Below are 20,597 nucleotides of genomic sequence, written 5' to 3' on the forward strand. Positions count from 1 at the left end.
GAGGGCTTTTAATTAAATGGAGCCGGAGGGAATATGAAAAATTAGTAACTGACTCGCCTTCAATATTGTTATTTAGGTTTGCTGCATCGCTCAGGGAACCTGAACGTGCTTCAGAATATTTTCAAAGGCAAGTAATTCATTCCGATAATCTAAGCTCGTTACCGCTGCCGCTTTATTAAGCAACTCCTTGTAGTAACCGATGCCCTCCTGTAATTGTGCTTTAAATTTGCTCAACTGTTTCTTCTTCTTTTCCGTAATGTTTAATAGGTGCAATTTGATATCGGCCTGCAGGTATTCGATATAAAGATCAAGTTCTTTCATAAATATATGCGGGCGCTTTACCTTATCCAACAGGTTCAGCTTGCCATAAATATGTTTCACCATTTCGTCCAGTGTATACAGCCTGTTAAAATAAGCAAGGTTAGGGCCGGGGCATACGGCTACAGCAGAGTTTTCTTTAGGCCTGAGGATGCCATTTTTAATAAAGGCTGATGTGCATAAACCTTCACAAAGGCAAATTTTTTCGGTTACTGTATCAATCTGTTGTTGCAGCTCAGCTTGTGGCAGGTTAAGCGATAGCAGTTGTTTAATTTTTAAGTTTTGATATTCCCTTGATGCGGTGCAAATAGGCTGATCGGTAAACTCGGTATTAGTAACGAGGTACTTTTTTGTGCAGGGACTACCAGGCCGGTTTAAGTGCAGGCGTTTTAATCGTAGCTGCTCCATACTGTTGGGCCTGAAGTTATTGAACAGGATTCCTAAAGGTGAGGCTCCGCTTACGTGAAAATCATCGGGCGATGCCTCTGCCAGCTGTATCAGCGTTTGCTCGTCAACATTTGTGGCTTCCGGCACAAGTAAAAACGGGCTTCCCCAACCTGTGGCATCCAACTGGTAGTGTTCCATTAAAAAACTATTTTCCTCGGCTGTGCCAATGCCACCCTGAACAGTTAGGCGCTGTTGCGGCGTGGCTTTGCAACTGATACCTTTTGTTACTAACGCGCCTTGATATAATTGAAAAAGGTCATCAACCATTTCTGTCCGTTTTTCTTTAAACTCTTCCAATATCGGCCCCAGTAAAAAGCCTTCGGTGGCAAAGGCGTGCCCGCCACAATTCAATCCGGATTCAACCCTGAATTCGGATACCCATAATCCTTTTTTTGCCAGGAATTTAGCCTGTATAAATGCCGAACGAAAGTCGCTTACCTTAAGGATGATGCGTTTTAAAAAATGGCCTTCATTATCTGGTAAAAATTCATCAAATGTTTCGAGATAACTATAAAGTCTGGGGTTCATTCCGGCTGATAGTATGATTGAAGAATGCAGGTTGCTGTCAGCAAAGCCCCGTAGCGCAGCCAGTGCATCTGTATTTTCATCGCCAAGATAATTGCCATCGGCATCAAAATTCATTTTGTCTACTTTCGACATGATATTTACGTCAATAGCGCCTGGCATGATCTTTTTGCGAAGGACATCCTGAAAAATTTGTCTGCCTTCATTGTCCGGATAGTCAAGCATCAGATCGTAACCCTGCTTAAGCTGTGATGAATCGGGCAGAAGTTCAAAGTACCGGGTGATATCAGTTCCGGGCTCGAACGGTTCATTTTTTAACCGTTCAAATTGCTCATCTACCAATTGGCCTATCAGGTTTAAATAGGCGGTAATACGCCGCGCGCGCGCATCGGGCTCCGACTTTGGGATAGGCACAAATGCCTGGCTGCTGTTTAAAGTGTGATATTCCCGCATCCGCTCAACCAACTCATCATCAACAATCGAAATAACCGACGAGATACCGTAGCGTGCTACTTTTAGTGGTGTATCAACAGAATATCCTAATCCTAATACAGGGATATGAAATGTATGGCTCATGTAGCTTTTGTTTTGAGGGAACCAGTGTTCCTGTTGGCAAAACTATATGGTGCACCAACTTCAAAAACTGACGGATATCACTTTTTGGGCAATTGCTCATCATTATTTATATGGCATTTATGGGGCAGCTTTGAAGTTGAAACTATCCCGGTATGAAAGGAAGCCCAACGCTCGAAAAAATAAGCTGTTACCATTGCGGCGATGATTGTACAACCAAAAACTATATACTTGATGATAAACATTTCTGCTGTCATGGCTGTAAAAGTGTTTATCAGTTGTTATCAGCCAGCCAGCTTTGTAACTACTATAATTATAATGACCACCCCGGCGCCACCCGTGCCCGAACCGACAGGCGGTTTGAGTACCTGTCCGAACCATCGATAGTAAATAAGCTGATCGATTATACTGATGAGCGGGTTACCATGGTCACATTTTATATTCCGCATATTCATTGCAGCTCATGCCTGTGGCTGCTGGAAAAGCTGAATAGGATCAATCCCGCTATACATTATTGCCGGGTCGATTTTTTAAAGAAACAGTTGAATATCCGTTTCAATCATCACCGGATAAGTTTACAGCAATTGGTAGAGTTGCTGTATGATATTGGTTATGAACCGCTAATCAGTTTACAGGATGTTATTAAAGAACAAAATGCAACCGGTAAAGATCAGCTGGTGCAAAAAATAGCCGTTGCGGGGTTTTGTTTCGGTAATGTAATGTTGCTCAGCTTTCCCGAATATTTTGGTATTTCATTGTACGAACAGTCATTTAAACAATTTTTCGGTTGGTTGAACGTCTTGTTCTGCCTTCCGGTAGTTTTTTACAGCGGCCGCGAATACTTTGTTTCGGCCTGGCAAAACCTGCGTCGCAAATCGCTGAATATTGATTTTCCGCTGGCCCTGGGCATCGCCGTACTTTTTTCAAGAACCGTTTTTGAAGTGTTAACTCACACCGGCGCAGGCTTTGCCGATACACTTTGCGGGTTGGTGTTTTTTTTATTGGTAGGCAAATTTGTGCAAAAGAAAACCTATCACCATATCTCGTTCGAGCGTGATTACCGCTCTTTTTTTCCGGTAGCCGTAAATACTATGGTTGAAGGAGATGAAAAACCCGTGCCGCTTTCAGATTTGCATACAGGCCATCGCATCCGGATCCGCAATAACGAGATCATCCCTGCCGATGCCATTTTGCTGAAAGGGCAGGCTTTGATTGATTTTAGTTTTGTTACCGGCGAAGCCGTACCGGTTACCAAAACCCTGGGAGAGATTATCTATGCCGGAGGCCGTCAAACCGGCGAAGCCATTGAGTTGGAGGTATTAAAGCCTGTGTCGCAAAGCTACCTTACCCAGCTTTGGAACAACGAGGCTTTTACACGTAAGCAGGATAACCGCATGCAAACCTTTAATCAAAAGGTTAGCAAATACTTCACTGTTGCTTTATTGTTGATAGCCATCGGCTCGCTATTATTTTGGCTGCCAACAGATATAAGCAGGGGGATAGCAGCCTTTACGGCAGTGCTTATAGTAGCCTGCCCTTGCGCGTTGGCATTAAGCACGCCATTTACTATGTCGGCCGCGCTCAGCATTTTTGATCGCAACCTGTTTTACCTTAAAAACACCGCAGTTGTTGAACAACTTGCAGCCATCGATACCATTGTTATGGATAAAACCGGCACCATAACAACCGGCAATAACCAGGGCATTCAACTTAACGCGCAACTTAATGATGATGAAAAAGCACTTGTTTATAATATCTGCATGCACTCCAGTCACCCGTTAAGCCGCATGATTTGCCGTTACCTGGGCAACCATGAATGGGCTCCTGTAACAGGGCTGGCCGAAATTGCCGGAAGGGGCATAGTTGGGTTAGTTAACGGCTGCTACGTTCGGATAGGAAGTGAACAATATGTTGGCAGTTACAATAATATACCATCGGCAGGCACTAAAGTTCACATTTCTATAGATGGAAATTATAAAGGGTATTTTACCCTCACTCAGCAGTACCGCGAAGGTTTAAAAAACATCAGCGCGCTTGAAAAGGACTACGAAATGTTCCTTTTATCGGGCGATCAGGACCATGAGCGCTTCGAACTCGTCCGTTTTTTTAAACATTCGGACAGGTTGTTTTTTAACCAGTCGCCCCAGGATAAACTCGATTTCATTAACCGGGCACAGCAGCAGGGAAACAAGGTTATGATGATTGGTGATGGCTTAAATGATGCCGGTGCACTTAAACAAAGTGATCTGGGCATAGCCATAACTGATAATGTTAACAACTTTTCTCCGGGCAGCGATGCCATTATGGATGGCCGGTCATTTGCCAAACTGCCCGAGTTCTTAAAATTCTCGAAGGATACCGTCCGTATCATTCACGCATCTTTCGTCATTTCACTTACTTATAACCTTATCGGTTTAAGTTATGCTGTTAGCGGTAAGCTTTCACCGTTGTTTGCGGCCATATTAATGCCGGTAAGTACGGTTACTATTATTTCATTCACCAGTTTGGCTACGCATTTTGCAGCCCGGAAAAGGAAACTATCATGAGCATTATCTATTTTTTGATAGCCTGCAGTGTATTGCTTGCGCTGGTATTTCTCACTGCTTTTTTCTGGGCTCAGAGAACCGGGCAAAACGAAGACCTCTATACGCCATCAGTAAGGATTTTATTGGACGATCCGGATGATGCTGATCCTGAAAAGTGACCAACATCATCATTTACACAAACACTCATCATTCTGCCGATTAGCGCAAGACAATAGTTTTACACCATAATAAAAACACTTTATGCAGCCCGAAAAATTTTACTATGACAACAGGATTGTACGGAATTTTGGTATAGCCACCGTGATCTGGGGTATTATTGGGATGACCGTTGGCCTCATTGTAGCTATACAGTTGTATAGCCCGGCCATGAACATGGGTAACCAATACACCACCTTTGGCCGTATCCGGCCGCTACACACCAATGCAGTGATTTTTGCCTTTGTGGGCAATGCTATCTTTATGGGCGTTTATTATTCGCTGCAACGATTATTAAAAGCACGTATGTTTAGCGATGCGCTCAGCCGAATACATTTTTGGGGATGGCAGCTCATTATTTTATCGGCGGTTATAACCCTGCCCTTAGGGTTAACCACCTCGCACGAGTATGCCGAACTGGAGTGGCCTATTGATATCGCCATTACATTGATTTGGGTAGTATTTGGCATAAACATGTTCGGTACCATATTTAAACGCCGCGAACGGCATTTGTACGTGGCTATCTGGTTTTACATTGCCACCTTTGTTACCATAGCGGTGTTGCATATTGTAAATTCGTTCGAGTTGCCGGTATCAGCCTTTAAAAGCTACATGGTTTATGCAGGTGTACAGGATGCTCTGGTGCAGTGGTGGTATGGGCACAATGCGGTGGCGTTTTTCCTCACAACGCCTTACCTGGGCATGATGTATTACTTTTTGCCTAAAATGGCCAAAAGGCCCATCTATTCGTACAAATTAAGTATCCTTCACTTTTGGGCGCTGATATTTATTTATATCTGGGCCGGTCCGCATCATTTGCTGTACACTACTTTACCGGGCTGGGCACAATCATTAGGGGTTGCCTTTTCCATTATGCTGATAGCACCAAGCTGGGGCGGTATGATTAACGGTCTGTTAACGCTTAGGGGGGCCTGGGATAAGGTACGTGATGACGTGATCCTGAAATTTATGGTAGTAGGCCTTACAGCTTACGGTATGGCTACCTTTGAGGGCCCGATGCTTTCATTAAAACAGGTAAACGCAATAGGGCACTTTACCGATTGGATTATAGCGCACGTACACGTTGGTGCTTTAGGTTGGAATGGCTTTTTAACTTTTGCCATTCTATACTGGCTTATTCCCCGCATTTATAAAACCGAGCTCTTCTCTAAAAAACTCGCCTCGTTCCATTTTTGGATAGGTACTTTGGGTATCCTGTTTTATGCCGTGCCAATGTACTGGGCCGGGTTTACACAAGGTTTGATGCTTAAGGAATTTACGCCCGAGGGTATCCTGAAATATCCTGCGTTTTTAGAAACTACCATGCGCATATTGCCTATGCATGTAATGCGTTCGGTTGGTGGCGCCCTGTATCTGTTAGGAGTTATTGTAATGGCTTACAACTTATGCCGCACTGCCTTACAAGGCAAACTGGTGGCGAATGAACCGGCCCAGGCTATGCCGCTGCCTGTTTTAAGTAAAACCAACCAACAGGAAAAATGGCACAGGGCATTGGAGCGCAAGCCCATACAAATGATGATTGCCGCGCTGCTGGTAATACTTGTAGGTACTTTTATCGAGTTGATGCCAACATTAACCATATCGTCAAATATCCCAACCATAGCTGCGGTAAAGCCCTACACCCCACTTGAACTGCAGGGACGCGATATTTATATCAGGGAAGGGTGCTCAAATTGTCACTCGCAAACGGTTAGGCCTTTTCGCTCCGAAACAGAACGCTACGGCGAGTACAGCAAAGCCGGAGAGTTTGTGTACGATCACCCGTTTTTATGGGGCTCGAAGCGTACCGGTCCGGATCTGGCCCGCGAAGGCGGTAAATATGGTAACGCCTGGCACTACAATCACCTCATGGATCCGAGGCTGATGTCGCCGGGTAGTATTATGCCCAATTATGATTGGTTGTTAACTCAAAACCTTGATACGGCCACTACTGCCGCCAAAATAAAAGCCATGCGCACTCTTGGCGTTCCGTATCCCGAAGGTTATGAAAAAATGGCCAACACCGATCTGCAAAAGCAGGAAAAGGAAATTGCGGATAATCTGAACAACGATCATATCAAGGTTAAAAATAATAAAGAGATCATTGCGGTAATAGCCTATCTGCAACGTTTAGGCACCGATATCAAGGCAAATAAAACCGCTGCTAAATAATAAAGTCATGTTTAAGCAATTTACAGAGAACCTGTCTGGTGCCCAGGCGTACCTGCTGTTCTCGCTCGGAATCTTCCTTGTATTTTTTATAGTAGTGACCGTTATGCTTTTCAGATTGAGGAAACAACATGTTGACCACATGCGCGATTTGCCCCTGCACGACGGTAATGGCGAAACTTTTAATACCCGTAACTTATGAAATACCAGAGCCCGTTGATTTTAATTGTACTGATATTATCGGTACAGCCCGCCTTAGCCGCCGATGATAATTTAATTCCGGCTGACTTAATGAACGAGATAGGCTTTGGGGCTATTATCGTAATGCTTGTATTGTTTATTTTATCGATGCTGGTATTGCTTCGTGCGCTTAAAGCAGTTACAAGGATAACACTAAAAGCACAAGGATATACCGAAGAGCAGATCATTGCCGAATTGACACCAGTCAAAAAGGTTAAGAAACCCAAAGGCGAAACCTGGAACAAAATCCTGTCGTTAAGGCCACTATCTGAAGAAAATGAATTGATCATCGCGCATGATTATGACGGAATTCAGGAATTGGATAATCCTATACCCGGTTGGTTTATGTACCTGTTTTATATCACTATCATTTTTGCAGTGGGTTATATCTTAACTTATCATGTATTTGGCTTCGGGCAGTTACAATATGACGAATACAAAACCGAAATGGCCCAGGCCGATATCGCCAAACAACAATATCTGAGCAAGGCTGCCAATAGGGTTGATGAAAATACCGTAAAGCAGCTAAGCGATCCGGCTGTATTAAACTCGGGGCACGCAATATTTAAACAAAGTTGCGTTCCCTGTCACGGCGATCATGCACAGGGTGTGGTTGGGCCTAATCTTACCGACGATTACTGGCTGCACGGCGGCAAGATAAGCGATGTGTTTAAAACCATAAAGTATGGTGTGCCGGCTAAGGGAATGCCAACCTGGGAGAAGCAACTATCGCCTAAACAGATCGCGGATGTTGCCAACTACATCAAATCATTACATGGCACTAATCCAGCCGGTGCCAAGGAGCCCCAAGGCGAAAAAGAAACAGATGGTATTGCAGCAAAAGATAAAGCGATAGCTAAGATATAACCGATATGGAAGGCTTACTGGCAGGAAAGGAGAGTGGGAAAAGGCAATGGATGTACCCGCTGGTACGAAAGGGCAGGTTTTACAAATGGCGCAGTTGGTTAAGCTATTTTTACCTGTTGTTCTTTTTTAGCGGGCCGTTTTTACGGATCAATGGCAGGCCTTTGCTGTTGCTTAATGTAATAGACAGGCAGTTTGTATTATTGGGGCAGGTTTTCTGGCCGCAGGATATCTTCCTGTTTGTGCTGGCATCCTTGGTGTTTTTGGTTTGCGTGGTGATATTCACAATTGCGTTTGGCCGTATTTTTTGCGGGTGGATCTGTCCGCAAACCATTTTTATGGAAATGGTTTTTCGGAAGGTAGAGATTTGGATAGAAGGGGATGCACCCAAGCGCAAAAAGCTTGACGCCGCCGGCTGGAATAAGGAAAAAATCATTAAAAAAGTAAGCAAGCACGTTATATTTATTTTAATCTCGTTCCTCATCGCCAACACTTTTCTCGCTTATATCATTGGCAGCGAAAGTTTAATTAGCATTATTACCGAACCCGTTACTGCTCATTGGGTGGGGTTTATTAGTATTTGGGTGTTTACCGCCGTGTTTTACCTGGTTTACAGTAGGGTACGTGAATTGGTTTGTATACTCATATGCCCGTATGGCCGGTTGCAGAGTGTTTTGATAGATCAGCATACGCTTGTAGTTGCTTATGATGAAGTACGCGGCGAGCCACGGGGAAGGCTTAGCAGGGAGGCTGATCCTTTTAACCTGAAGGGCGATTGCGTAGACTGCAACCTGTGCGTAGCCGTTTGCCCAACCGGTATTGATATTCGGAAGGGAACACAGATTGAATGCATTAATTGCACGGCCTGTATTGACGCATGCAACCAGGTGATGGATAAAATACACAAGCCCCGTAACCTGATTGGCTACTTTTCGGAAAACATGATCCGCCTGAAAGAGAAGCCAACTTTTACCGGACGGATGATGGCTTACACAGCGGTGATAACAGTTTTAATAGCCGTTTTAAGCTATTTTATTCTTAGCAGGACAGATATGGATCTTACCGTAATGCGCAGTGCCGGGATGCTGTACCAGCAACAGCCCAACGGTTACATTAGCAATATTTATAACGCCGAGATCATCAATAAAACCGATAAAGAGAAAACAGTAACCATCTTGGCAGATGATCCGTCGGTTAAAATAAAATATATACAGGCACCGGATGTTATCGGTAAAGGGGCAACAGAAAAAGTTGTGTTTTTTATTATGCTCCCGGCGTCGCACATTCATGCCGCCAAAACTAAAATCCGCTTAAAGCTGGTAGTTAGCTGCCAGGTGATCCAGACAGTAAGTACCAACTTTATAGGACCCGTAAATGATTAAGCAAATGAATTGGGGAAAAGGAATTATAATGGGAATGGCGATATTTATGCTGTTCATCCTGAGCATGTGTATTTATATGTTCAATGTACCGGTTGACGACTACGACCACCAGTACTATGAAAAAGGAATGAGCTTTAACAAAGATCATAACCGCGAAGAGCAGGTAATTAAAGATCATGCCGAGCCGGTAATAACGCAGCAGGGCGATCGGCTCAGCATCGCTTTTAGCATGCCTGCAACCGGCCGGATAAGTTTTATGAGACCTTCAGATAAAACGCAGGACAAAGCATTTCAATTTAATAATGGTGCAGGCAAAACTGCAAGTATCAGTTTGAAAGATATGGCCAAGGGCCCCTGGCAATTAATACTGGAGTGGGAGAGTTGCCATAAAGCTTACCTGTATCATAAGGAGGTATTTATAAAATGAGCAACAACCAGATAGCTTTTTTTATCGGCCTGTTTGGCAGTGTACATTGCATAGGCATGTGCGGGCCGCTGGCTTTTGCTGTACCGGTTTCGCAAAACCGATGGTGGTATGTTATAACTGATAAATTGCAGTATAACACCGGCAGGGTAATTACCTATACATTTTTAGGGTTGCTTATTGGCTTTGCCGGGAAACAACTATGGCTTTACGGTTTACAGCAGGGCATAAGCTTGTTAAGCGGTATATTGATCATTATGGCCGGCTTTTCGCGCTTATTTAAACTACGGTTGGCCGGGATGACATTTATCCCCCGCTTATTACAACCAGTTAACAAACTATTGTACTACGCGTTGCAGCATCGTGCCGGGCATTTGGTAGTTGGGTTGCTTAATGGCTTTTTGCCTTGCGGCTTTGTTTACCTGGCATTGGTTGGGGCAATTAATACTTCATCGCCTGTCAACGCTGCCGGTTATATGTTTTGGTTTGGTGCGGGCACATTTCCTTTGATGCTGGCTGCAACCATTAGTTCGGGCTTTGCAGGGCCTGTTGTTAGGCGACGTATAAACAGGGCGGTGCCTTACCTGATGGTGTGCCTTGGTTTTTGGTTTGTTTTGAGGGGATTGAATTTGGATATTCCATACCTAAGCCCGGCTAAACAATCATCGGCTGTTGGTATTTGCCGATAGGTTTAAGTAAGCAGGCGCTAAGAAAGCCTTATTCTTAGCGCCTGCTGCGAAAAAAACTGTTTGATATGTTGACCGATGATACGTATGTACTATATCGCCATACTAAACAGCTGTGTTGCCGGTTTATTGGCCCAAAGCCGGGCGTCGAGCGCCATGCAAATGTTTCGTAAAAAGTTTTTGCCCGCGGGTGTTACTTTTAATCCCCACGAATTAAGTTCTATCAACCCATCATCGGCCAGCAACTGTAACCTTTCAATCCCATCTAATAATGCTTCACATGGCTGAGCATGATGATTCCAAATGGTTTGGCCTTTGCACATGATCTCCTGGATATGCCTGCGGATAATGATATCATCCTTGGTTAACAGGTGACCTTTAAAAACAGGTAGTTCGCCGTTTTTTACCAGTTCAAGGTATTCTTCAACAGATTTTACATTTTGGGCAAAAGCATATCGCGAATCGCTGATAGAGGATACTCCCAAGCCAACCAGCAATTGCGTATGCTGATGTGTATAACCCATAAAATTGCGATGGAGTTTGCCTGCCTGTTCAGCCAATATTAATTCGTCGCCGGGTAAAGCGAAATGATCCATACCCACTTCCTGATAGCCGTACTGTTTTAGCAGTGCGCGGCCAACATCATACAGTTTAGTTTTAAGTTTTGCATCCGGCAAATCATGTTCTGTAAAGCGGCGCTGGCCCGGTTTTAACCATGGCACGTGGGCATAGCTATAAAAAGCTATCCTATCGGGTTTTAATGCGGCTACTTCCTGCAGGGTTGTAGCCAGGCCGGCTAAGGTTTGCAGCGGTAAACCATATATCAGATCATAATTGATGGATGTATAACCTATACGCCTTGCCTGCCCGGTAACCGTACGCACCTGATCAATACTTTGCTGGCGGTTAATGATAAACTGAACCTTAGGGTCGAAATCCTGGATGCCAAGACTTAGCCGCCTGAAACCAAGATCATACAAAACCTGCAAATGGTTAACGGTGGTATTGGCCGGATGCGCTTCAAAGCTGAAAGATGCATCCGGGTGTATTTCTGCATGCAGCAGGATAGCACTAATAAGTGCTTTTAAATTTGCCGGACTAAAAAAAGTAGGCGTACCTCCACCCAGGTGTATCTCCCTGATCACAGGCTTCTTGCCAAAAATATTTTTGTACATGGCCCACTCCAGCAATAAGGCTTTAATATAAGGCTCCTCAACCCTGTGGTTTTTGGTGATCCGGGTATTGCAGCCGCAATAGGTGCAAAGGTTTTCGCAAAAAGGTAAATGAATGTAAATGCTTATACCTTCCTGTGTATTGCTCTCGCAAAATGAACAGTTTACAGTTTTTATCCATTCTTCTTTAGTAAAAGCCCCGGTATCCCAATAAGGCATAGTTGGGTAGCTGGTGTACCGGGGAGCAGCCACATTATATTTAGCTGTTAGTGATGGTTCCATAAAATTAAATTTTAATTTCAGTAGGCAGGTCAACGCGGCAGCTGTTAGCGCATGCACAATTATTGCCCGCGTATTTATTTATTTGCCATTGATCCAGGTTGCGGATGGTTTTGTCTGCAATTTCCTGCAAGGCTTCTTTGGTTAGATATGCCTGGTGCGGCGTAACCAAAACATTGGGATAGTTTAATAAACTGTGTAGCATGGGGTCTTTAACGGCATCGTTTTCATGATCTTCAAAAAACAAGCCTTTTTCAAATTCATAAACATCAAGGCCCAGATAACCTATTTTGCCACTCTTTAATGCGGCTATGGCATCGGTTGTTCTGATGAGTGCCCCGCGGGAGGTATTAATCAGCATCACACCATTTTTCATCTGGCTGATGGTTTGGTTTTTGATAAGATGTTTTGTGGCCGCTGTAAGCGGTAAATGAAGAGATATAATATCGGCATTAGCCAATAGTTCTTCTAAAGTTACCGGTGTAATATGTTCAACATCGGCCGAAAATGCGGGGTCGTAAGCTATTACGTTGCAGCTAAGTCCGTTAAATATCTTTGCCGCAGCTTTGCCTGTATTGCCCAAACCTATCAGTCCAACAGTTTTGCCGGCAAAATTAAAACCAATCAGTTCATCGTTCCTGAAATCGAAATAATGACTGTGTTTATCTGCCCTGATAATCTGCCTGTTTAGCGCAAAGGCCAGCGCTACCGCATGTTCGGCAATGGCCTGAGGCGAATAGGAGGGGATATTTGCAATGTTGATGCCGTATGTAGCGGCAATCTGTTTATCGATATGATCGGTACCGGTTGATCGGGTTATGATAAGTTTTACACCATAATTCGCAAGTTGTTTAATTACCGCTGCCGATACATCATCGTTGGTGAAAACAATTACTGCGTCTTTTCCCTCTGCAAATACGGCTGTATCGATGCTGAGGGCATTGGATATTAAGGTGATGTCGTGTTTCTTTTGATTGGCTTTTGCCAAAAACTCCTTTTCAAAAGGCTTTATACTGTAGGCTACCGCTTTCATTTGCAATAATATTAATGTAACAAAGTTAGCCCGGGTGCCAGGCTTGCCGAATGAGGCTCATCAATCCGAAATGTGATGTTTATCAGTTTCTCATTTTTGAAAGCCGGGCAGGATCTAAAATTGTAATCACACTGCCTTTTTTATCAATCAATCCCTCATCTTTAAAATCAGACAGTGTTCTGCTCACCGTTTCGGTAGCCATCCCGGCCATAGCTGCAAGATCTTCCCTCGAGATCTTAAAACTTTCGGCGTTGCAGGTATATTGCCTGTTAAGGCGCAACATAGCTTCGGCCATTCTTTTCCGTACCGAATGGTAGGCCAATTGTAATAGCTGTTCTTCTTTTTCGCGGATGTTGTTGGCCAATACCCTGATAAATTCCCTCGCAACGTCAGGGTATAAATTAAGCAGTTCATCCAACTGATCTTTCGGGATCAGGCAAAGCAAGCTATCTTCAAGCGCGGTAGCCGTTTCGCTGTATGTTTCGTTAGATAAAAATGAATGGACGCCGATATACTCTTCGCTTGTGTAAATTCCGGTCATCAGCTCGCGGCCGTCTTCGGCCATTTTGGTGCTTTTAATACGGCCCTTCACAACCAGGTAAAGACCATTCCCCTTATCGCCCTCGTAATACAATACCTGATTTTTTTTTAACTGCCGGGTTTTGCGTTCGTCAATTACCCGCTTTAGCTCGGTAAGCCCTTTGTTTTTAGTAAGCAATAAATTCAAATTATCAAGCGATTTGCTGTAGAAGGATTGCTGCGCCTCCCTTTTTTTTAACCTGCTTTCAACGGCATTCAGTAATTCCATGTCGTCAAATGGTTTGGTAAGGTAATCGTCGGCTCCCATTTCCATGCCTTTTCGTAAGTCAATGCGCTCGGCTTTCGCGGTTAGAAATATAAAAGGGATTGTTGCCGTAACAGGGTTTTTATTCAACATATACAATACACCGTATCCGTCAAGCTCGGGCATCATTATATCACACAAAATAACATCAGGAATGTTATTTATAGCCAGTTCAACCCCTACACGGCCATTGGCGGCTTCAAATACTTTGTAGCCGGCAAGCTCAAGTATTTCAACTACGTTTTCGCGGATGTCGTTATTATCTTCAATAATCAAAACTTTTTTGCTCATTGTTCGGGAAATGAAATAGTGAATAAAGTGCCTTTATTAATACTGCTTTTAAAAGTTACGTTGCCGTTCATGAGGCGCACGTAGCGGGCTACTATATGGAGGCCTAAACCGGTACCTGGAATATTACCGGTGTTATGCGCTCTGAAAAAAGCCCCGAACAGATGTTTTTGATCTGTGTCGGGAATACCTATACCGTTATCTTTAACAGTGATGGTGCATCCGCTTTTGCTTAACTCAGTATTAAACTCGATAAAAGTGTTCTCGCCCGAGTATTTGATGGCATTGGCAATGAGGTTGATGATGCAGTTTTTTAATAGGTTTAGGTCCAGGTTAACCTTGCTGTTGCTGCCGGTGTGCAGGTATATAATATTTTGATCTTTCTTGGCAATCAGCTGCATTTCTTCAGTTATTTCTTCGGCCAGTTTAACGAGGTCAAAAACTGTTGGAGAGGGCTCAACACGCCCGGCCTCCAGTTTTTCGTGCGATAGGAAATCATTAAGGATAGTGGTAAGATTGCCTACAGCATTTTTAATTTTACCCACATGTTTGCTGATATTTTTGGTTTGCGATTGCCCGGCATATTTTTCAATAAGCGAGGCAGAAAGCTGTACCGCGCTCAATGGCGTGCGAAATTCGTGCGAAGCCATTGATACAAAACGACTTTTTAATTGCCCCAGTTCTTTTTCTTTTTCGAGCGAGATACTTACCTCGTCTTTAGCTTTCTCAAGCTCTTTAACCGATAGCATGAGCGATTGGGTGCGCTCTTCCACTTCATCTTCTAAGTGGGCCGCATACTCTTTCAGCTGGTCTTCAGCTTCTTTTTCACGGCTTAGATCGTGTATAAAGCCGGTATATATTATACGCCCGGAATATTTTACTTCGTTAACTGCAAGGCGAAACGGAAAAAGGGTCCCGTCTTTTCGCAAACCGGTTACTTCACGGCCAATGCCGACGATATGTCTGCGACCGGTTTGCTGATATCTCCTGATGTATTCGTCATGTTGTTCCCGATCAGGCGGGGGCATTAATATAGATACGTTTTTACCGGTCACTTCGGCGGGCGAGTATTGAAACAGCTTGCATGCCGAGGGGTTGATCGATTCGATCAGTCCGCGGTGGTCGATAGTGATAATTCCATCGATAGCGTTTTCAATAATAGCGTTCAACAATGCCGCGCTTTCCATATAAACCCGGGATGATTTTTAAGTGGCAAACAAATATCAGCTCCTATTGGCAAACGGGGCATAACGATATTCAGTTTAAAAAATGATATTGATCATTTTTTAAACCAGGTTTTTGATTAAATGAAATTTGCTTTATGTAAAAAAGCCCGGCCGTAGTTGCCAGGCTTTTCCTGATTATATCTACCGATGATAGCCTGTTAAAAAAAGGTCGGCATATTCCGGCTTTACCGCAAACTGCTGCATCTGTGCCATAAAAATTTCATTCACCTCTCGGGCCTTATACCTGCAGTGATAAGCCGACGAACAATGGTGATAAGGGTAGTAACCATTTCTTCCCTTCGCGTTTCTGCAAAATATTCTGCTGCATTTAGAGCAACGAATAAAGCATTTAAACAGCAATAATTCAGGAGAGCTAATCTGCCTGTACCTCGGGGTTAGCCTATCAGGTAAAGTAAATTTTTGTTATAAAATGAGATGAACTTCCGTCCCAATGCTACGGTCATTGACTATAACGCTGCTGCAAATCCGATATCGCATCAAATTCATCACCGACCTTCGTTATCAGGCTTTCAAATACTTTAAAGTATTGAGCATAGATCCGGTGATTTTCGGCGTTGGGTAAATAAGTTTGATGCATGGATACCGTTTTGGAAGCTTCCTCCAAAGAAGGATAAAGGCCCATCTCGGTTGCGCTTAACAGAAATGCGCCTTTGCCAATGCTATCGGCATGGCTCAATGTGCTAACCGGCTTGTTAAATATATCGGCAATTATCTGGGTGCAAAACGGTATAGATGCAAAACTGCCGTTAATAGAGAGGCTCTCGATGTGACGGTGTTGCTCTAATGTGCGGCCAATGCTGTACATCTCAAATAAGATACCCTCTATCGTGGCACGTATAAAATGCTTGCGCTCGTGCCGGATATTGACGCCAAAATAGCACCCTCTCGAATTTGGGTTCCAGATAGGTGCCCGTTCGCCATGTAAAAATGGGAGGAAGATTAGCCCGCCCGAGCCAACTTCAACACCGGCGGCTTCCTCTATCAGCATATCCATCGACTGGTCAATATCAAAAGCTTCCTGAAAATCACCGAATTGCTTTGCAAACCAATTGAATATCACACCGCCATTGCTTGTGGGGCCGCCAGTGATGATATGTTTCTCGGTAAGCAGGTAATTGAAAATTTGTTGTTTGGGATCTTCTATTATTTTATCGCCGATGATCCGGAAGGCGCCGCTGTCTTCAATAGTAATGGTAGCCATACTGTTTTCCCATACACCGGCACCGAGGGTGGCAAGGCAACCATCACTTGATCCGATCAGGATTTTAACTGTTGGCAGCAATTTTAAAACCCTTTGATATTCCTTTTTTAGTGTTACGCCCGAGTAGAAAACCGGGTGCAGATCCGGAAGTTCCCCGGGAGTGATCCCAGCAAATTCCAATGCAGCTTCATCCCAGGTTAAATTGTGGATGTTCATCAGCCCGGTTGCAGAGGCAATACTGTAATCTATTACGCAGGCACCTGTAAGTTGTTGAATTATATAGGTTTTTATAGGCATGAATTTCTTTGCCATCCTGAATTTTTCAGGTTCGTGATTTTTCATCCATGCAATTTTTATCAACGATGACATGGGGTGGATGGGGGTTCCGGTAGCTTTATAAATTTCCTCGCCCAGACTGCTTTTTTTAAGATCAGCAGCTTCTTTTTTACCCCGGTTATCAGCCCAGGTAATCGCGTTGCCTAATGGTATGCCGTCTTTATCCACTGCCAGTAAACTATGCATAGATGAGCCGAAGCAAATACAGGTTACCGTATATTTTTTAGGATAGATTTTTTCAATAAGCAGGTTTTTCAGAATATAGAGCATGGTAATAAACATCTGCTCCGGGTCCTGCTCGCTATGATCGGGCTGCTCGTGAAAGGTAGGGTAGTGCCCCTTTGAAGAACTGATTAAATTACCGGAAAGATCAAAGGCAAAGACCCGTACAGCAGCCGTGCCCATTTCTATAATGATGATACAATTCATGATGTATGCTGATAATCTGGTGTTTTATTTTTTCTGAATTCGCTCGGGGTATACCCTGTAAGTTTTTTAAAGGTTGTAGAGAAGTGCTGTGACGAATAAAAGCCGGTGCTGAGTGCTATGTCGGTAACATTCAACTCGGTTTTTTTAAGCAGCTTGGTAGCCTCGGTTATCCTGATGTTGATTAAGTAATTCAATGGCGAAAACCCGGAGTAGCTTTTTACTTTTTCGGTAAAGGCGGTAGTTCCCATCCCGGTGAGTGCTGCCATTTCTTCCACCGTCCATTGGTGGGCAAGGTTTTGCCGCAAGGTTTGTTCAAGCTTCAGGAATGTTTGGGGGAAATCTCTCCTGGAATTTTTTTGCCTGATCAATTGCCTGCCGATCAGTACAAAAAGTTCATCAAGCAACTGGTTTACGCGGGTGTAAAAGCCAACCTCCTCGTTTTGCAATTCCAGTTGTAAATTGTGCATTAATACCTGCGCTTCTTTCAATTTTAAAACGAGATTTTGCTTATTTACAAGCAAAATCTGGTTAATGGATAATTTTTCTTTTTTGGTAAACCCGCTCCATCTTCCCAGTAAAAGCTTTCCGGAATCTTCTGTTGAAATCTTTATCCCGAATAACACACCGATATTTAATATCCCGCTTTCACCACCGATGCGTTGCCCTGGTAATATTACTGCAAAATCACCCGGATACAAGGTATGTTGTTGCGAATCAATCATCCAGGTAAATTTCCCCTCCAAAATATAATACATGCAAATGCAGTCCGTAACGTTGCTGTTGAAGGAGTTGAGTTGGATAGTATTATTCTTTCTGTGGGCAAACTCCAGAATATGCGGAAAATGCACAAGTTCTTTAGATATGCCCTGCCGAAGTATCAGTTGATTCATCCAGGATTATAATTGGTATGCGTTGCTGCAATCTCCGTACCGCAACAGATGCAGGATAACCAAAGGAATATCCATGTAAAGCAAGTTTACATAATATAAAACTAAGATTTGTATAAAAACCAACGCTGTTTTTTAATGGTATTTTCCTGTTTTAATATTATGATACTTTGTATGCATTCATAACCAATTATAATAATAACCAAAGCCGCTAATTCCCTAAATAGTGTGCTCATTAAAATTTATCATGAAAAAGTGGATTCCTTTTTTTCGCTTTGCGGGCATTGTATTACTGCATTGTTGTTTGTTTTTTAATAGCACGTTTGCGCAACAAATTTCAAGGGATGAATTGATCTTCCTTACTCCGGAGTGGAAGGGCGAACGCTTTGCCGATGGCCGTCCTAAAGTGCCTGATGGTATTCTGGCCCGGATGAAGCTTGTTAGTATTGAAGAAGCCTGGGCCGTTTTAAAAAACGCTGGCTACGGCTACCAGTTAACCGAGAACTGGCTGGTTATAAATCCGGATAGCGTTTTAGTAGGCCGCGCCGTAACTGCTGTTTTCATGCCCGCCCGCCCAGATGTATGGAAGGCAATTGATGACAGGGGCAAAACCCAGGGGAAAAAAGGGCAAAACACCTGGCCTGTGGATTTGCTGGTGAAAGGTGATGTATATGTGGCCGATCAGTTTGGCGCACACAAAAACGGACCTACTATTGGCGACAATGTGGGCAATGCCATCTACGCGAAAACCGGCAACGGCATAGTTTATAATGGTGCTGTACGAGACCTGCGCGGACTAAAAGAGATTGGTGGCTTTACATCCTTTGTAGAAAGCTACGACCCATCGTACCATAACCCTCCCGGCGATCTGAATACCATGATTATCGGCATCAATCAGCCTACCAGGATAAAGCAGGCTACCGTAATGCCAGGAGATGTGGTTTTGGGCGAGAATGGGGTAGTGATATTTATTCCGCCGCACCTGGCCGAGAAGGTAGTAACCACCTCCGAAATAGTGAGGTTAAGGGACATGTTTGGCCACCTGCGCTTAAAGGAAGGCAAATACACAGCCGGGCAAATAGATGCCCGCTGGAGCACCGATATCGAAAAGGATTTTTCGGCATGGCTCAACGCGCATATCAATGAATTGCCGGTACCCAAAGAGCAGGTCCAAAATATCCTGAAAAACCGAACCTGGTAAATAAATCTATCTAAATAAAAAGTATGTCAAACTATCAAAACAGGCGCAGCTTTCTATCGAAAACTGTTTTAGCCGGTGCTGCTGTACTGGCCGCACCCTTAAATAAAACATTTGGACAAGGGCTGATAGATGCCAAAGAGCGTACCCCGCAGGCATCATCCCCGTCCGATCTTAAAATTACCGAAGTTAAGTGTGCCTATGCGGGCGGCGGGCTTTTTGTAAAAATATATACCAACCAGGGTATCTGGGGCTCGGGTGAGGGGGTTGATGCCATAGCGGGAACTTATTACCTGGTTAAACGCCTGGAGTGGATGCTGAAAGGCCGGAGTCCCTTAAATCCCAACAGGATAGCTGAGGAGATAAGGAAAGCCAACTTTTTCGCCGGGGCGCAATCCGGGATGTTTGTTGCGGTGCTTACAGCAGTGGAAGCAGCCCTGTGGGATTTGACAGGCAAGGCTTTGGGCTTGCCTGTATACCAGTTATTAGGAGGTAAATTTCGCGATAAATGTCGTGTTTACTGCGATACGGAACTATACACTGCCACAAACCCGGTGCCCGAAGATTATGCCAAAGCAGCCCGCGGCGCGGTTAACCGCGGATATACAGCTGTGAAATTTGATATTGACGATGCCCGCGACCCGAATAAGTTTGACCGCTATAACTGGACTGCCAGCAACGCCGAGCTCGACAGAATGTATAATGCCATAGCTGCCGTTAGGAAGGAGGTTGGGCCGAATATTGATATCTGTGTGGATATGCATGGCCGTTATGATGCCACAACCGGTCGCAGGGTTGCAAAAATGATGGAGCCCCTTAATTTGATGTGGCTGGAGGAACCTATTCCTGCGGATAATATTGATGTGTATAAAACAATAACCCAGGAAACAAGCACGCCTATTTGCGCCGGCGAGAATTTTTACCTGGCCTATGGCTATACCAGGCTGCTTTCGGAAGCTGGCATTGATATTGTAATGCCCGATCTTCAAAAATGTGGTGGGCTGGGTGAGGGGCAACGGATAGCCAACCTTGCCAACTTATACTACGTGCCGTTTTCGCCGCACATGGTAGGGTCCTTTCTTGGCGCGATGGCAACTGCGCACGTTTGTGCCTCAGTACCCAATTTCCATATCCTGGAGTGGCAGACATTGAGTGACACCGAGCCAAAATGGAAGGAAATAGTGCAATATGACAAGCCTTTTATCGAGAAAGGCTTCCTGGTGCTGTCTGATAAGCCTGGTGTGGGTGTTGAGATTAACGAGGAAGGGCTGAAGAAGTATGCAATGCCCGGAGTTCCATTTTTCGCCTGATCAA

At 44.1% G+C, this 20,597-nt stretch carries 18 protein-coding genes; 11 read left to right on the forward strand and 7 right to left on the reverse strand.

The genetic code is table 11. The annotated features are described in order from the left end of the window. Positions 1 to 90: 90 nt before the first annotated feature. On the reverse strand, positions 91 to 1,866 hold the full coding sequence (locus tag AC59JO_RS05965) for a hypothetical protein (protein WP_497304069.1): 1,776 nt from the start codon (positions 1,864 to 1,866) through the stop codon (positions 91 to 93). Between AC59JO_RS05965 and AC59JO_RS05970 the strand changes: the two genes are divergently transcribed. From AC59JO_RS05970 to AC59JO_RS06010, 9 genes are all read left to right on the forward strand, one after another. Continuing rightward, a complete protein-coding gene (locus AC59JO_RS05970) occupies positions 1,849 to 2,022 on the forward strand; it encodes a hypothetical protein (protein ID WP_497304071.1) in 174 nt (57 codons plus the stop codon). The two genes, AC59JO_RS05965 and AC59JO_RS05970, sit on opposite strands and share 18 nt — an antisense overlap. After that, the gene (locus tag AC59JO_RS05975) at positions 2,019 to 4,409 is read left to right on the forward strand and encodes a heavy metal translocating P-type ATPase (RefSeq protein ID WP_413668303.1); all 2,391 of its coding nucleotides are present in this window, start codon (positions 2,019 to 2,021) and stop codon (positions 4,407 to 4,409) included. Before AC59JO_RS05970 ends, AC59JO_RS05975 begins: the two co-directional genes overlap by 4 nt. Then, positions 4,406 to 4,567, forward strand: a complete 162-nt coding sequence (gene ccoS, locus AC59JO_RS05980) for a cbb3-type cytochrome oxidase assembly protein CcoS (RefSeq protein ID WP_413668302.1) — start codon at positions 4,406 to 4,408, stop codon at positions 4,565 to 4,567. The genes AC59JO_RS05975 and ccoS overlap by 4 nt, the downstream gene beginning before the upstream one ends. Positions 4,568 to 4,649: 82 nt before the next feature. Next, a complete protein-coding gene (ccoN, locus tag AC59JO_RS05985; protein WP_413668301.1) occupies positions 4,650 to 6,776 on the forward strand; it encodes a cytochrome-c oxidase, cbb3-type subunit I in 2,127 nt (708 codons plus the stop codon). A 7-nt stretch (positions 6,777 to 6,783) separates the two neighbouring features. Then, on the forward strand, positions 6,784 to 6,975 hold the full coding sequence (locus AC59JO_RS05990; RefSeq protein ID WP_413668300.1) for a hypothetical protein: 192 nt from the start codon (positions 6,784 to 6,786) through the stop codon (positions 6,973 to 6,975). Beyond that, positions 6,972 to 7,880, forward strand: coding sequence for a cbb3-type cytochrome c oxidase N-terminal domain-containing protein (locus AC59JO_RS05995; protein WP_413668299.1), 909 nt, complete (start codon positions 6,972 to 6,974; stop codon positions 7,878 to 7,880). Before AC59JO_RS05990 ends, AC59JO_RS05995 begins: the two co-directional genes overlap by 4 nt. Positions 7,881 to 7,885: 5 nt before the next feature. Continuing rightward, entirely contained in the window at positions 7,886 to 9,259 is a 1,374-nt protein-coding gene (gene ccoG, locus AC59JO_RS06000; protein WP_413668298.1) for a cytochrome c oxidase accessory protein CcoG, read from the forward strand. A 4-nt stretch (positions 9,260 to 9,263) separates the two neighbouring features. Further along, entirely contained in the window at positions 9,264 to 9,686 is a 423-nt protein-coding gene (locus AC59JO_RS06005; RefSeq protein WP_413668297.1) for a FixH family protein, read from the forward strand. Beyond that, complete coding sequence (locus tag AC59JO_RS06010) at positions 9,683 to 10,372, forward strand: sulfite exporter TauE/SafE family protein (protein ID WP_413668296.1); 690 nt, start codon at positions 9,683 to 9,685, stop codon at positions 10,370 to 10,372. Before AC59JO_RS06005 ends, AC59JO_RS06010 begins: the two co-directional genes overlap by 4 nt. Before the next feature lie 89 nt (positions 10,373 to 10,461). Here AC59JO_RS06010 and hemN read toward each other — a convergent pair whose 3' ends face one another. From hemN to AC59JO_RS06040, 6 genes are all read right to left on the reverse strand, one after another. Next, positions 10,462 to 11,823, reverse strand: coding sequence for an oxygen-independent coproporphyrinogen III oxidase (gene hemN, locus AC59JO_RS06015; RefSeq protein ID WP_413668295.1), 1,362 nt, complete (start codon positions 11,821 to 11,823; stop codon positions 10,462 to 10,464). Positions 11,824 to 11,827: 4 nt separating this feature from the next. Further along, entirely contained in the window at positions 11,828 to 12,853 is a 1,026-nt protein-coding gene (locus AC59JO_RS06020) for a 2-hydroxyacid dehydrogenase (RefSeq protein WP_413668294.1), read from the reverse strand. A gap of 82 nt (positions 12,854 to 12,935) precedes the next feature. Continuing rightward, positions 12,936 to 13,988 carry a response regulator gene (locus tag AC59JO_RS06025; protein WP_413668293.1) on the reverse strand — a complete coding sequence of 351 codons (1,053 nt, stop codon included), beginning with the start codon at positions 13,986 to 13,988 and terminating at the stop codon, positions 12,936 to 12,938. Next, positions 13,985 to 15,172: a PAS domain S-box protein gene (locus tag AC59JO_RS06030; RefSeq protein ID WP_413668292.1), complete on the reverse strand. Its 1,188-nt coding sequence runs from the start codon at positions 15,170 to 15,172 to the stop codon at positions 13,985 to 13,987. Before AC59JO_RS06030 ends, AC59JO_RS06025 begins: the two co-directional genes overlap by 4 nt. A gap of 499 nt (positions 15,173 to 15,671) precedes the next feature. After that, a complete protein-coding gene (locus AC59JO_RS06035) occupies positions 15,672 to 17,198 on the reverse strand; it encodes a gluconokinase (protein ID WP_413668291.1) in 1,527 nt (508 codons plus the stop codon). Next, complete coding sequence (locus AC59JO_RS06040; protein WP_413668290.1) at positions 17,195 to 18,088, reverse strand: AraC family transcriptional regulator; 894 nt, start codon at positions 18,086 to 18,088, stop codon at positions 17,195 to 17,197. The genes AC59JO_RS06035 and AC59JO_RS06040 overlap by 4 nt, the downstream gene beginning before the upstream one ends. Positions 18,089 to 18,332: 244 nt before the next feature. On the opposite strand from AC59JO_RS06040, the gene AC59JO_RS06045 reads away from it, so the two are divergent. Next, positions 18,333 to 19,286: an RraA family protein gene (locus AC59JO_RS06045; RefSeq protein WP_497304078.1), complete on the forward strand. Its 954-nt coding sequence runs from the start codon at positions 18,333 to 18,335 to the stop codon at positions 19,284 to 19,286. A 23-nt stretch (positions 19,287 to 19,309) separates the two neighbouring features. Next, complete coding sequence (locus AC59JO_RS06050) at positions 19,310 to 20,593, forward strand: mandelate racemase/muconate lactonizing enzyme family protein (protein WP_413668288.1); 1,284 nt, start codon at positions 19,310 to 19,312, stop codon at positions 20,591 to 20,593. Positions 20,594 to 20,597: the final 4 nt, after the last annotated feature.

It is taken from the genome of Mucilaginibacter sp. A5337, assembly GCF_059690695.1.